Raw genomic sequence first — 14,263 nt, forward strand, 5'->3', positions numbered from 1 at the left:
TCCTAATGTTACTAGCCTATCCTATTAGTCTTTCAATAATGGGAATCCTAAAGATTCTCTTTCAGCTACGAATGTTTTAGCAATGGTACGTGCCATTTTACGAATACGACCTAAAAATCCTGCACGGTCTGTCGCAGAAATAATGCCACGTGCATCCATTAAGTTAAAGGCATGAGAGCATTTTAATACACAGTCATAAGCTGGGTGAACAAGACCTTTTTCCATTAGGATTGTTGCTTCTTTTTCATATTCAGTAAATAATTGCATTAATAATTCTGGATTACTTTCTTCAAATGCATATTTAGAATGTTCAAATTCTGGTTGTTTGAAAATATCTCCGTATTTTACATCGCCAGTCCAGACTAAATCATATACACTTTCTACTTCTTGGATATAAGAAGCTAAACGTTCTAAACCATAAGTAATTTCACTTGTTACTGGATGACATTCTAATCCCCCTACTTGTTGGAAGTATGTAAATTGAGTGACTTCCATTCCATCTAACCATACTTCCCATCCAAGACCAGCACAGCCTAATGATGGATTTTCCCAGTTATCTTCAACAAAACGAATATCATGTTCTAATGGGTCAATTCCTAATGCAATTAAACTTCCAATATATAACTCTTGAATATTTTCAGGAGATGGTTTCATCACAACTTGGAATTGGTGATGTTGGAATAAACGGTTTGGATTTTCACCATAACGACCATCAGCTGGACGACGAGATGGTTCTACATAAGCAGCATTCCATGGCTCTGGTCCAATGGCACGTAAAAAAGTATATGGACTCATTGTTCCAGCACCTTTTTCAGTATCATAAGCTTGTAATAATAAACAGCCTTGATTTGACCAATAATTTTGTAATGTTAAAATAATTTCTTGTACTGTTAATTTTTTTGACATAGTATTCCTACTTTCTATAATTTTTATGACAGGATAAAATTCATCTAGAGTCTCTTATTGCAAAACGAAGCTTTCCTCCTTTTCCCTATAAAAAAATCCCTATGTACACTAAAAAAGCATACATAGGGACGATTCATCGCGGTTCCACCCTAATTTCTTAGAAAACTCTAAGCTTCATTTGCTATTGACTCCAATGCGCCACAATTCATTCTCTATCAAACGGCTTCCACCTATCCCGTTCTCTCTATTCATATTTAGAATAATTGTTTCATTTTCCACGTCATATTTACTGCATTAATATTACTGATTTTTCCTTCAAAAGTCAAGTTATATCAATCATTTGTTAGCTTTTATCACTTCATCGTGATATAATTTTTCCATTATTAAAGGAGGCGAATTTTATGCGTTGTACTTGGGCAACTATTTCTGAACTCGATCAAAAATATCATGATGAAGAATGGGGAGTTCCTTGTTTTGATGATCAGAAACTATTTGAGATTTTGACTTTAGAAGTGATGCAAGCTGGACTCAGTTGGTCGACTATTTTGAAAAAACGTGAAGGTTTCAGAGAAGCCTTTAACCAATTTGAAATCCATAAAGTTAGTCAATTTACAAAAAATAATATAGAACACTTACTTCAAAATCCTAAAATCATTCGTCATCGTCAAAAGATTGAAGCCACTATTCAAAATGCGAAAATTATTTTGCAACTACAAAATCAATACGGAAGTTTTCATGAATTTTTATGGAGTAAGTTCGACCACACTCCTATTATCAATCACTGGGAAACGATGGAAGAAGTTCCATCTTCTACTCCACTTACCGATCAATTATGTAAAGAATTCAAAAAACTTGGATTCAAGTTTATCGGACCGACTACCCTCTATTCATTTTTACAAGCATCTGGCATCATCAATGATCACCTTGATTCTTGTCCATTTAAACACAAATAAAGACTTTTATGCGTTGCATAAAAGTCTTTATTTAGATTACATCCATTTAGAATAATCATCATCTTCCATAGCTTCTACTGTTCCAAGTAAATAACCATTCCCCACTTGAGAGAAGAAGTCATGATTACTTGTACCTGTTGAAATACCATTCATCACAATTGGATCCACATCTTCAGCTGTATCTGGGAATAATGGATCAAACCCTAAATTTTGTAAAGCCTTATTCGCATTATATCGAATGAATACTTTTACTTTTTCAGTCCAACCAACTTGATCATAAATTGATTGTGTATACTTCACTTCATTTTGATACAATTCTAAACATAATTGATAAACCCACATTTTAAGAGTTTCTTGTTCTTCTATAGGTAATTCATTGTATCCTTGTTGGAATTTATAGCCTGTATAAGTTCCGTGAACAGATTCATCACGAATAATTAATTTAATAATTTCCGCTACATTGGCTAATTTATTGTTTCCTAAATAATACAATGGTGTAAAGAAACCACTATAGAATAAAAATGTTTCTAACATCGTTGAAGCTACTTTCATTTTTAGTGCATCTCTACTTTGATAAATTTCATTAATTTTTTGAGCTTTGTATTGTAAAAACTCATTATTATTTGTCCACTCAAAAATTTCTTCGATTTCAGCTTTTGTATGTAAAGTACTGAAAATCGTTGAATAACTTTTTGCATGAACAGATTCCATAAATTGAATATTATTCCATACTGCTTCTTCATGTTGTGTACGAACATAGTCTTTCATCAGACTCGCACCTTCTTCAGATTGCAATGTATCTAATAAAGTCAATCCTCCAAATACTTTCCCTACAACATCTTTTTCAGCTGGGGATAATGTTCTCCAGTCATCTAAGTCATTTGAAACAGGAATACGAGTATCTAACCAAAATTGCTCGGTTAACTTTTCCCATGTCATTTTGTCAATCATATCTTCTACTTGGTTCCAGTCGATTGCTTTATAATAAGCTACTGGTGCAGAAGCATTTTGTGACAAAATCTCATTAAAATAACGTTTCTCACTCATGATAAGTCTCCTTTTTTGAATTAAATACTACAACTTTCGCAACCATTACTTCCAATTTCATCATTATTTTCTGTAAATGTACGAACATAATAAATTGATTTGATTCCTTTATTCCAAGCATAGTTTCTCAAGATATTTAAATCTCTTGTTGTCATTTTTCTTGTACGTCCATTTTTCCATTCATATAATCCTTCTGGTAATTCAGAACGCATAAATAATGTTAAACTCATTCCTTGGTCAATATGTTTTTGAGCTGCTGCATATACATCAATCACTTTACGCATATCAATATCATAAGCTGATTTATAATATGGTAATGTTTCATTTGATAAGAATGGTGCTGGATAGTAAGTTTTACCCGTTTTCTTCTCTTGACGTTCTTCAATTAATCGAGTAATTGGATGTAAGCTTGCACTTGTTTCATTTACATAGCTAATTGAGCCAGTTGGAGCAATTGCTAGACGATTTTGGTGATATAAACCGTCTGCCATTACATCTGCTTTTAATTGTTTCCAATCTTCTGCCGTTGGAATTGGTAAGTTCGCAAAAATTTCTTTTACTTTTTCAGATTTAATTTCTACATCTGACTCTGTATAAGAATCGAAATAAGTTCCTGATGCATAGGTAGATTTTTCAAAGCCATCAAATGTTACACCACGTTCTTTAGCAATTTTATGACTTGCTTTTAATGTATAAAAATTCAATAGACGGAAGTATAAATCTGTTACTTCAATCGATTCAGGCGAACCATATTCCATTTGATTTAACGCAAAGAATGTATGTAAGCCCATTGCTCCTAAACCAATTGTATGAGCCTTTTGGTTTCCATTTTTAACAGTTGGAACTGCATCAATACTTGAATGATCTGTGACAAATGTTAATGCACGAACTGCCACTTCAATTGAACGTTCAAAATCAGGTGATTGCATTAAATTAACAATATTTGTAGAACCTAAATTACAACTAATATCCGTTCCAAGCACTTCATACTCTTGCGCATTATTAATCACTGAAGGATTTTGTACTTGTAAAATTTCTGAACATAAGTTACTCATAATGATTTTTCCATCAATTGGATTTGCTTTGTTCACTGTATCAATATTTACGATATATGGATAACCAGATTCTTGTTGTAATTTACTAATTTCTTGTTCTAAATCACGTGCACGTAATTTTGATTTACGAATTTCTGGATTATTCACCATATTATCATACTCTTTTGTAATATCGACATAAGAGAAAGGAACCCCATAAATACGTTCCACATCATATGGACTAAATAAATACATCATATCATCATTCTTAATTAACTCGTAAAACTTATCTGGAACTACTAGCCCTAATGATAATGTTTTAACACGAATTTTTTCATCCGCATTTTCTTTTTTAGTCGACAAGAATGATACGATATCTGGGTGGAAAACATTTAAATAAACGGCTCCTGCACCATTACGTTGTCCTAATTGATTTGAATAACTGAAACTATCTTCTAATAATTTCATAATTGGAACAACCCCACTAGAAGCATTTTCAATTTTCTTAATTGGGTCTCCAGCTGCACGAACGTTTGATAAACTTACTCCAACTCCCCCACCAATTCTTGAAAGTTGTAAAGCAGAGTTAATTGTACGACCAATACTATTCATATCATCCGTTGTTTGAATTAAGAAACAAGACACTAATTCTCCACGACGTTTTCTTCCAGCATTTAAAAATGTTGGTGTAGCTGGTTGATAACGTTGATGAATCATCTCTTCAGCTAAGTCTCTAGCTAATTGTTCATCTCCATCTGCTAAAAATAAAGCATTAAAGACAATACGATCTTCAAAGCGTTCTAAATAACGTTCGCCATCATTTGTTTTTAAAGCATATTGCTTATAAAACTTAAATGCTGACATAAATGAACGAAAACGGAATTTTTTCTTATAAATTTCTTGCATTAAGCTTTTAACAAATTCACGATCATATTTATTTAAAAACTCTTCTTCTATATAATCATGTTCAATTAAATAATCTAATTTTTCATCTAATGTATAGAAGAACACCGTGTTTGGATTAACATGTTCTAAGAAGAATGCACGTACTGCTTCTTTATCCTTATGTAAAGGAATTTTCCCATCAACCGGACGGTTCAATTCATTATTTAATGAAAAATATGTTACTTCTTGAGATTTACTAATTAATTTTGGACTATCCAAGTTCGCTCACCTTTTCCTTTATTATAGTTACGTCTTTTTGAGTTCCATGAAACTCAAAACAATGCAATAGTGGAACGTCATAAGTAGTAGAAATGATTTTTGCTGTTTGACAAAAGGAAGTATTAAAATTGCGATTTCCAGAACCAGCTACTCCTTTTAATAAAGCTTGGTTATTACCTGTTTCAATAAAATCTTGAAAATATTCAAATACTTCCATATCATAAGTAGGACTTATAATAATATACGATTCATCCATAGTTAGAAATACATTTTGTGGTGTAATTTCTACAGTTGGTAACTCTAATTTTTGAACAAATCTTCTCGTCTGTCCAGTTAATGATAAAAAAACTACTTTCATACTTACTCCTCTATTTCATACCTCTTTATTATATCTACTTTCCAGTCTTATATCAACCAAAAGATTCTATATTTAGTATTTCACATGAAGAACAACACAAAATATAGTAATATAGTTTAGTTTCTATCAATATATTGACAAAGAGATTTTTCAGATTTACACTTATTAATATCAAAGAAAGGAGAAGAAAAATGACACTTTCTCATACAATTAGCGCATCAGAAAGACAAGTTCTTCGAGTAATTTGGGCAAACCCAAAATGCACGAGTACTTTTATCATTGAAGCATTATCTACAAATTTCAACTGGCAAGCTGCTACGATTAAAACTCTTATCAATCGACTGTTGAAAAAGGAATTTATTATACCAACTTCAAAACGACCTTATCAATATGTCGCAACTTTAACAGAAGAAGAATTATTAGATTTAGAATGCAGTGAGTTATTAAGTCATGTTTGTCAAAAAAAACAAGGAGAATTATTATTATTGCTCATTCAAAAAGCTCAATTAACAAAACAGGACACTCATCAATTACAGAAATTATTACAAGAAAAAGAATTAAATGCTCCTGAGCGTCTAGCTTGTAATTGTATACCAGGTCAATGTCGTTGTTGTCATCACTAAAAAGCCTAACCACCATTTACGGTAGTTAGGCTTTCCTTTTTAATACCAAACACTGACGTCTACTCGACCACTAATCCCTTTTAAGTATTCGCTTGAAGTATATTGCCAACCTTTAGAACCTGAATAATATGGATTATTCCAATCTAATGCATCTGTATATGCAGCAACCCAGTCCACATATTTTAAAATATCTGGATGATTTAAACGTGTTTGTAATAAATGTCTATAACTATAAATTCTTACATTAGAATATCCCGCTTTATGCATTGTATCCATGTATTTATTCACAATTTTCACCCAAGTTGCTGTATCTTTTGGAGCTGCTTTTGCTTTATTAACATATTCCCAATTTTCAACATCATAATAAATTGGATAACTTGGTTGAATATGGTATTTTTCCATTAATTTAATCGTATGTTTTGCTTCTAATTCTGCGTCTGTTTCATTTTCTGCATACGTATATAAATATACTCCATAAGGAATTCCTAGACGGTTTAATTCTTTAATATTATATGCTAATTGTTTATCTTCATCATATGCATAATAACCTAGGCGAACAATTACTCCATCAATGCCATTTTCACGAATAACACTACTCCAGTTTTGGATTTTTCCATTATGTTCACTGACATCGATAACTTTCTTCGCATCACTTCCGCCCACTTGTTCTTGACGGCGATTTAAGAAATAACGTTGGCCATTTTTTTGTACCCAACCCCATTCTAATCGCTCTTGCTTTTGAATTTCACCAGTATCTGAGAAAGTATATTTCGTATCTCCCACTGTTACAACTCCTGTTGCCATTACTCCGGATTCACCTAAATAATAATTACCTGCCCATTCTTTTTCTGCTCTAGCACCATTCGCTTTGAAGTAATACCATTTTCCATCAATTTGAGCCCATTGACTGCGAGCATATTTTCCATCTGCATTTAAATAGAACATCGCATTATATTGTGGATCAAATAACCATTCTTTTGTCATCATAGCTCCTTCACCGTTGACAAAATAATCACTGACCCATTGACGAGTTGCTAAATAACCGCCTGATAGTAGGTAATACCATTTATTTCCATCTTGAATCCATTCTTTATCAGCATATTTGCCATCTGCTTTCAAATAGAAATAAGAATTATATTTATTATCGAAAATCCATTCTTTTTTAGCCATAGCACCACTTGGATTTAAATAGTAATTGCCTTTCCATTCGCTCTTAGCCATATAGCCCCATTCTTTAAAATAGTACCATTTGCCACCAATTTCTAACCATTGATTTTCAGCATAATTTCCATCTGCTTTCAAATAAAAATAAGACTTATAAGTTTCATCATAAATGAAAGAACCAACAACTTTTTTACCGTCTTTATCTACATAAGAACGATCAATCCATGAAGAAGTTGCTTTTGATCCATCTTCTTTTATAAAATATTGTTGTCCATTAATCGTTTGCCATCCTTTACCTTGCGCAGACTTTTCTTCTTGAGCACCTACCGTTGGTAAAGTGAATAATACTAACGCAGATAATGATAATGCGATATTTCTTAATTTCATTTACTGTAAATCTCCTTTTTCTTAAACTCTCACTTTGCCATTGTATAATTAAACGTATAAAAACTCAAACAAAATCCTAAATTCTACACTATAACGTTATAAAAAATGCAACATAAAAGAGGAACTTCTACTAAATAGAAAATTCCTCTTTTAACGATAAATGAGTTTAACTAAAACAATTAGTCATTGAATAACGAACGAATTGTTTTGAAAATTTCTTTATTTTGTTCAATTTTCACATCATTACCCACTACTACAAAGGCATTTTGATCTAAAACTTTTTTCATTGTTGGAGCAAATGAACGAACTTTTTCAGGTGTTACATTTAAAACTTCATCACGAGTTTTTTGAACAAGTTCATTTGTCACATGAGTAAAGTAACGAGTGAAGGCAATATTTCCTTTTTGATTTGCCGATAATGGACGATCAATACTGCTAAATGTTCCAATGAGATTTTTCTCAAATTCTTCTTTTGATGGATTGTAATTTTCTAAATATTGTACTTGTCCATCATAAGTTTTTAGCGTTTCTACTAAGTTTGGATCACGGTATGACACAGCAGCTACTTCACCTTTTCCACCAATCACACTCATTCCACCGTAAGCTCCACCTTTGACACGAACAGTATTCCATAAATAATCTAACCCTAAAACAGTTTGTAAGAATGCATTTGACCCTTCAAATGGAACTCCTAATAATGTTTGATTGTAACCTTTTGCTACATATTGAATTTCTTGAGCAGTTTTAAATCCTTCATTCAATACTTCAACAGGAGTTGTGAATTTTTGTGATGTCACTTCCTCGTGTGATAACTGTTGGAAGAATGATTGAGATAAAGTTTTAAATTGTTCAAAATCTTCTTTACTTCCGACAAATGTAGCAGTCACTCCATGAATATTTAAGATTTGACGAAGTACAGCAATCAATTGTTGACTAAAGCTTTCTTTTCTCTCATCATAATGTTTCACTAAATCAGAAATATAATCATAGTAATCAATACCTTCTAATGCCTGAGCATATTTTGCTCCTTCTGAATAGTAAGATTCTAATCGACGTACTGCAATGGTATGCGAAGCATAATTCATATGCATTTCTAAATTTGCTTTTGTATTTAATAACAGTTCTTTAATCTTATCATAATCTTCCAAGTTTGAATGGAAGACAATTTCTTCCACTAATTCAATTAATTTTGGTAAATATTGAGATAAAGCTTTTCCTGATACTGTAAAGAATGGATAATACACATTTTTCGCAACATCTTCTGTCATGACAAAAGCATTTGTTGAAATTCCACCTGTATAGAAATCCATCTCTGTATTTAAATCTTCATCAGCAAAATGTTTTGTACTAATTTCACCTAATAATTCAGTGACAAAAGCAGCTACTGGAATTTCTTCTGTTTTAATCCCTTTCATATCGAAGAAATATTTCGCATATGAAATCCCTGCTGTGAAGTCTTCATAATGTAAGAAAGTCGGTGTCTCTTTTCCTTCTTCAACTGTTAATGGATATTGAGTTGCTTTCTTTTGAATATCATCAATGGATAGTGTTGGAATTTTTGCTAAATCTTCTGGTCTATCAGGAGATTCTTGTCTTTCGATTAATTTTTGAGTTGTTTCCACTAATTGATCTAACTCTTCTTCACTTAGACTTGCTTTATACTCTGCTAATTTTTTAGCTAATTCTGCTTCTTTTTCTTCTAATAAACCTGGTTCTGGTTTTAAAGTAATGATAGCAGCATGAGTATTGTCTAATAAGTATTTTTGAATAATGTTTTCAAAATAGCCTTCTTCAACTTTAGCTTGAATAGCATCTAAATGTTGTTGGTATTCAAATGATACATATGGACTTCCATCATATAACCAACTTGTTAAAGCATTCATTCCATACATAACACCTTTTGGTGTACTACCTTCCAAAGCTGTTAATTCTTTATAACGGAATGCTGTTTTATTTAAAGCAGCTTGAATCGCTTTTCTAGAAATTCCTTCTTTCACTAAACGTTGTAATTCCTGTTGAATAATTTGAACAAATTGTTCTTTTTTATCAGCATCTGTATCTTTTAAAATAACTTCAAATGTTGGAGAATACGTATAAGCAGAATATCCACCCATAACATCACTACCAATATTCGCTTTTAATAAAGCTTTCTTCAATGGTGCGGTATTACTACCTAATAGCAATTCATCTAAAATACTTAAAGCAATTCCTTCTTCTCCATTAGTACTCGTTCCTGTAGCCCAAGCATATTCTAACAATGTTTTATTCTCAGTTGAGTCTCCTTTAGAAACAGAATACGTACTTGTTAGTTCTTTAACACTTGTAAATGGTTCTTGTTGGTATCCTACAAATGGAACTTCCTTTGCTTCAAAAGCATCAAAGTATTCTGATAATTGTTCCATTGCTTTTGATAAATCTAAATTCCCATATAAAGTTACTCGAGCATTACTTGGGTGATAATACGTTTGATGGAAATCAATGAATTTTTCTTGTGTTAGTGTTGGAATTGAAGCTGGCATTCCTCCAGAAATATGTTTATAAAATGTATCAGGGAATAATGTTGGTTCAACTAGACGATTTAATTCTGATTCTGGTTGAGAAAATGCTCCCTTCATTTCGTTATAAACAACACCTTTATACGTTAATTCATCTTCTTTACTTTCTAAATGATAATGCCATCCTTCTTGCATTAAAATTTGTGGGTTTGATAAAAGATTTGGATAAAATACTGCATCTAAATATACGTCCATTAAATTTTCGAAATCTTTTTGATTTCTTGAAGCTACTGGATACATAGTTTTATCAGAGAATGTCCATGCGTTTAAAAATGTTTGTAGGGATCCTTTTAATAATTCTACGAATGGTTCTTTTGTTGGGTATTTTTTTGATCCGTTTAATACAGAGTGTTCGATAATGTGCGCAATTCCGTTGTCATCATATGGTGGTGTGCGGAATGCGATGGAGAATGCTTTGTTATCATCGTCTGTTTTTAAGTACATGACTTGAGCGCCTGTTTTGTCATGTTTGTATAAATAGTAATCGCAACGGATATCTGGTAATGGTTTTTGTTCTACGAGTGTAAAACTATTAAATTCTTTTGTCATGAAATGACCTCCATTTCTAAATTAAATCTACTTGTCTTTTATTCAATCACGATTTGTATCAATAAGCAAGAGGAAATCCTTAAAACGTAACATAAAGAAATAAAAAATAATTTTTGATATAGCTAGGACGCCAGCAGCCCTTGCGGTCTCATGGCTAAAATTTGAGCCTCGGTCTCAAATTTTCCTTTGTGATAGAATCGCTATCCAGCAATTCTATCACTTCAGCTATAAAAAATTATTTTTATTTCTTTATTTTAGTTATTTAGTTTTCTGACGTTTGTTCTTATGCATCTTACAAAAATAGAAATCAATTGTTGATGTGGTAAGACAATTAAATTATTTTGAAGTTATTTTACAAAATTTTTTTGAATAAATTTTTCTAACAACTTAATAACAAGAGGTGTAGTGATTAATGTAATTAGGAAAAAGATTATAAAACGATAATCAAATGAACTTAGCACACAACCGGCAAAAGTTCCAAGATTCCAAATAACAGCTAAACAAATTTTTTGCATACGACTCATGATAGTTTCCCCCTTTTATTTATCTATCTATATATACGCTTATTTTACTACCATGATAAGTTTTTAACAAGATGTTGAAGGAAAAGTTCTTAGCGTAGAATAAAGAAATATAAAATAATTTTTCATATAGCTAGGACGCCAGCAGCCCTTGCGGTCTCATGGCTAAAATTTGAGCCTTGGTCTCAAATTTTCCTTTGTGATAGAATCGCTATTCAACGATTCTATCACCTCAGCTATAAAAAAATTATTTTTTAATTCTTTATTGATGTTGTTTCGTTTTCTTACGTTAATTAATAATATATTTTTCGTAATTAAAACATAAATGGACGTTTGTAACCTCATAGATAAAATTCAAATATATGTATAACTTTATTTCAAAAACGTCAAAAATAAAGAATACAAAAAAGTTTCCTTTTTAGCTTTAGTAATAGAAATGCTTTTCAGCATTTCTATTACAGTAGAAAATTTGAGACCAAGGCTCAAATTTTAGCCATGAGATTCGCAAAGCGAAGCTGCTGGCGTCCTAGCTAAATCAGGAAATATTTTTTGTATTCTTTATTTGTTATTTTCTTTCACACGGTTCGCAATTAATTTAAACAAAGCTGTTGCAAAAATAGCAATCAGAATCGAATTAATCATACTAAAAATCCAACCATTAATAAAAACAACTGCCGTAGAAGCTTGATAGAAAAAGACCTCTAACGTCGGTAAAATCAAACCAAAAATAATCACATTCGCAACTACTTGAATCACATTAAAACGCAAAGCATCATGACGAGAAAAAGTACCCGCTAAAAACGACTTACGACGAATACCCAAACCAAAAACATATCCAAGTAATCCCACAGAAATCGCAATTGCAATCCACTGCTCTGTCGTTCCTAATAATAAATCAATGATAATCGTTGAAACACCAACAACTGCAGCAAATAACGAACCTGCCAAACCAGCCACAATCGCTAGTAAAATATAAAAGAAGTTAATCTCCACTCCTTCAAAAAAAGGCAATGCAATTCCTACATAGTGATAACTAAGAACTAAAACAATTAATGAAACGATATGAAGAAGACCCGTTTTTATGAATTTATTCTCTTTCATCATTTTTCTCCTCTATTTTGACTCTTCACCAATAATTTTTACTTCTGGTTCAAGCGCCACTTGGAATTGTTCAAACACCACATCTTGAACATGTTGAATAACTGCTAAATAATCCGTAGCCGTTGCATGGTCAATGTTTACAATAAAGCCTGCATGTTTTTTAGACACTTGAGCTCCACCAATTTGGAATCCTTGAAGTCCTGCATCTTGGATTAATTTCCCAGTGAAATGACCTTCTGGACGTTTAAACACACTTCCACAAGAAGGAAATTCTAATGGCTGTTTACTTTCACGTAAATGAGTTAATTCTTCCATTTTAACTTGAATCGTTTCTTTTTGCCCTAAACTTAGATTAAAGCAGACATCAATCACTAAATCTCCACTTTCTTGTAAAGCACTATGGCGATATGAAAACTTTAATTCTTCATTCGTTAAACGTTTGATTTCACCAGTACGAGTCACAACATCGACATATTCGACAACTTCGCAAACTTCTCCGCCATAAGCACCTGCATTCATATACATGGCTCCACCAACACTTCCTGGGATACCACATGCAAATTCTAATCCTGTTAACGAGTGTTCTAATGCGCATTTTGTCACTTCAATTAAAGATACACCAGCTTCTGCTAAAATTTTATTCCCCATTACTTTCATAGCAGTCATTTCATTTAATAAAATAACCGCTCCTTTAATGCCACCATCTCTAACGATAACATTACTCGCATTTCCTAGTACTGTAATAGGAATTTGTTTTTCTTGCAGTGCTGTAATAATTTTTGCTGTTTCATGTTTATCTCTTGGAAAAATTAAACATTCTGCTTCTCCACCTGTTTTCGTAAAAGTATATTTTTTTAAAGGTTCATGGAAGTATACTTTTACTTCTGGAAATTGCTCTTTCCACCAATCTTTCATCTTTTTCTCTCCTATTATGCAATATCTTTTTAATGATACTATTCATCAGTTTCTACGTCAAATGATAAAAAGCCTTCAGATGCTTTTGCATGTGCTAATCTCTCGCAAATAAAATGGCTTAATAAACTAGAAATAGGAGTAACTGGATTATCACCCTGTGTTTGAACAGTAATAATAAAGGAATGAACAATACTTTCAAATCCTCTCTTATATAAAGTAGAATCCCAGGATGAAAAATGGTCTTTAATTTCTTCTCCACCTTGATAAATGGTTAAGTCTGTTAAATTTTGTAATGAAAAAGTACCCGTTTCAGCTTGAACTTCAATTCTTTCAAGATTCGCTCCAGATTCTGTATTCATCATGACAATGGCTGATTGTTCTTCATTTTCTAAATAAATTGTACATTGTTCAATAACACCGTTATTTTTCTTATAATAGAATGATCCACGGTTTGGTTTTGCATCCATTAAAAATAATGCTGTATCTAAAGGATGAATAAAAACATCAAAAATACGTGTACGATTATCAAAACTTGGAATCGTACAATTCTTTTCAGTAATAATTCTCTTCTTATGAAGGACATTTTTTAATTCCACTACTTTGGGAGCAAAACGCCGATTAAATCCTGCTGTTAAAAAAGTTTGATTTTCTTTGGCTAATCGATATAATTCAAGCGTTTCTTCATAACTAGGAGCAATCGGTTTATCTAAATATACTGGAATTCCTTTTTCTAAAAATTGCTTGGCAACTTCAACATGAGCCTCCGTTGAAACATGAATCATGACCCCATCTAAATCAAACTGTAATAACTCCTCTACACTACTACATGGAATACAACGCCCTAATAATTTTGATTCTCGTTGTAAAACTTCTACATTTCTAGTACACATATACCATTTCACATTACCAATTGAACGCATTACTGGTAAATAGGCTTTTTGTGCAATCGCACCAATCCCAACTACTCCAATATTTAACACGAGAAC

Annotated in this window: 12 protein-coding genes; 2 read left to right on the forward strand and 10 right to left on the reverse strand. The window is 32.1% G+C overall.

Annotated features, from left to right (window positions below; genetic code table 11):
• Positions 1-24: 24 nt before the first annotated feature.
• Positions 25-906, reverse strand: a complete 882-nt coding sequence (glyQ, locus tag RYL55_RS01540) for a glycine--tRNA ligase subunit alpha (protein WP_040507500.1) — start codon at positions 904-906, stop codon at positions 25-27.
• Between the two features lie 401 nt (positions 907-1,307).
• Between glyQ and RYL55_RS01545 the strand changes: the two genes are divergently transcribed.
• The gene (locus RYL55_RS01545; protein ID WP_315006677.1) at positions 1,308-1,859 is read left to right on the forward strand and encodes a DNA-3-methyladenine glycosylase I; all 552 of its coding nucleotides are present in this window, start codon (positions 1,308-1,310) and stop codon (positions 1,857-1,859) included.
• A 36-nt stretch (positions 1,860-1,895) separates the two neighbouring features.
• Here RYL55_RS01545 and nrdF read toward each other — a convergent pair whose 3' ends face one another.
• From nrdF to nrdI, 3 genes are read right to left on the reverse strand one after another with little or no spacing between them, the layout of a single operon-like run.
• Positions 1,896-2,906, reverse strand: coding sequence for a class 1b ribonucleoside-diphosphate reductase subunit beta (gene nrdF, locus RYL55_RS01550; protein ID WP_315006679.1), 1,011 nt, complete (start codon positions 2,904-2,906; stop codon positions 1,896-1,898).
• Positions 2,907-2,926: 20 nt separating this feature from the next.
• Complete coding sequence (gene nrdE, locus RYL55_RS01555; protein WP_315006681.1) at positions 2,927-5,104, reverse strand: class 1b ribonucleoside-diphosphate reductase subunit alpha; 2,178 nt, start codon at positions 5,102-5,104, stop codon at positions 2,927-2,929.
• Entirely contained in the window at positions 5,097-5,462 is a 366-nt protein-coding gene (gene nrdI, locus RYL55_RS01560) for a class Ib ribonucleoside-diphosphate reductase assembly flavoprotein NrdI (protein ID WP_314110887.1), read from the reverse strand. Before nrdI ends, nrdE begins: the two co-directional genes overlap by 8 nt.
• A 191-nt stretch (positions 5,463-5,653) precedes the next feature.
• Between nrdI and RYL55_RS01565 the strand changes: the two genes are divergently transcribed.
• Positions 5,654-6,085 carry a BlaI/MecI/CopY family transcriptional regulator gene (locus RYL55_RS01565; protein ID WP_315006683.1) on the forward strand — a complete coding sequence of 144 codons (432 nt, stop codon included), beginning with the start codon at positions 5,654-5,656 and terminating at the stop codon, positions 6,083-6,085.
• A gap of 39 nt (positions 6,086-6,124) precedes the next feature.
• On the opposite strand, the gene RYL55_RS01570 is transcribed toward RYL55_RS01565, so the two are convergent.
• From RYL55_RS01570 to RYL55_RS01595, 6 genes are all read right to left on the reverse strand, one after another.
• Entirely contained in the window at positions 6,125-7,636 is a 1,512-nt protein-coding gene (locus tag RYL55_RS01570; protein WP_315006685.1) for a GH25 family lysozyme, read from the reverse strand.
• Positions 7,637-7,815: 179 nt separating this feature from the next.
• The gene (locus RYL55_RS01575; RefSeq protein WP_315006687.1) at positions 7,816-10,740 is read right to left on the reverse strand and encodes an insulinase family protein; all 2,925 of its coding nucleotides are present in this window, start codon (positions 10,738-10,740) and stop codon (positions 7,816-7,818) included.
• 347 nt (positions 10,741-11,087) lie between these two features.
• Positions 11,088-11,264 carry a hypothetical protein gene (locus tag RYL55_RS01580; RefSeq protein ID WP_315006689.1) on the reverse strand — a complete coding sequence of 59 codons (177 nt, stop codon included), beginning with the start codon at positions 11,262-11,264 and terminating at the stop codon, positions 11,088-11,090.
• A gap of 555 nt (positions 11,265-11,819) precedes the next feature.
• A complete protein-coding gene (locus tag RYL55_RS01585) occupies positions 11,820-12,362 on the reverse strand; it encodes an ECF transporter S component (protein ID WP_315006691.1) in 543 nt (180 codons plus the stop codon).
• Between the two features lie 12 nt (positions 12,363-12,374).
• Positions 12,375-13,277, reverse strand: coding sequence for a UDP-N-acetylmuramate dehydrogenase (murB, locus tag RYL55_RS01590; protein ID WP_315006692.1), 903 nt, complete (start codon positions 13,275-13,277; stop codon positions 12,375-12,377).
• 38 nt (positions 13,278-13,315) lie between these two features.
• Complete coding sequence (locus RYL55_RS01595) at positions 13,316-14,257, reverse strand: Gfo/Idh/MocA family oxidoreductase (protein ID WP_315006694.1); 942 nt, start codon at positions 14,255-14,257, stop codon at positions 13,316-13,318.
• Between the last annotated feature and the right edge of the window lie 6 nt (positions 14,258-14,263).

The organism is uncultured Granulicatella sp., assembly GCF_963515615.1.
In the GTDB taxonomy this organism is placed as follows: domain Bacteria; phylum Bacillota; class Bacilli; order Lactobacillales; family Aerococcaceae; genus Granulicatella.

Coding starts and splice junctions, on each gene's coding strand:
- glyQ (WP_040507500.1), bottom strand. CDS start 906: ATGTCAAAAAAATTAACAGTACAAGAAATTATTTTAACATTACAAAAT.
- RYL55_RS01545 (WP_315006677.1), top strand. CDS start 1,308: ATGCGTTGTACTTGGGCAACTATTTCTGAACTCGATCAAAAATATCAT.
- nrdF (WP_315006679.1), bottom strand. CDS start 2,906: ATGAGTGAGAAACGTTATTTTAATGAGATTTTGTCACAAAATGCTTCT.
- nrdI (WP_314110887.1), bottom strand. CDS start 5,462: ATGAAAGTAGTTTTTTTATCATTAACTGGACAGACGAGAAGATTTGTT.
- RYL55_RS01565 (WP_315006683.1), top strand. CDS start 5,654: ATGACACTTTCTCATACAATTAGCGCATCAGAAAGACAAGTTCTTCGA.
- RYL55_RS01570 (WP_315006685.1), bottom strand. CDS start 7,636: ATGAAATTAAGAAATATCGCATTATCATTATCTGCGTTAGTATTATTC.
- RYL55_RS01575 (WP_315006687.1), bottom strand. CDS start 10,740: ATGACAAAAGAATTTAATAGTTTTACACTCGTAGAACAAAAACCATTA.
- RYL55_RS01580 (WP_315006689.1), bottom strand. CDS start 11,264: ATGAGTCGTATGCAAAAAATTTGTTTAGCTGTTATTTGGAATCTTGGA.
- RYL55_RS01585 (WP_315006691.1), bottom strand. CDS start 12,362: ATGAAAGAGAATAAATTCATAAAAACGGGTCTTCTTCATATCGTTTCA.
- murB (WP_315006692.1), bottom strand. CDS start 13,277: ATGAAAGATTGGTGGAAAGAGCAATTTCCAGAAGTAAAAGTATACTTC.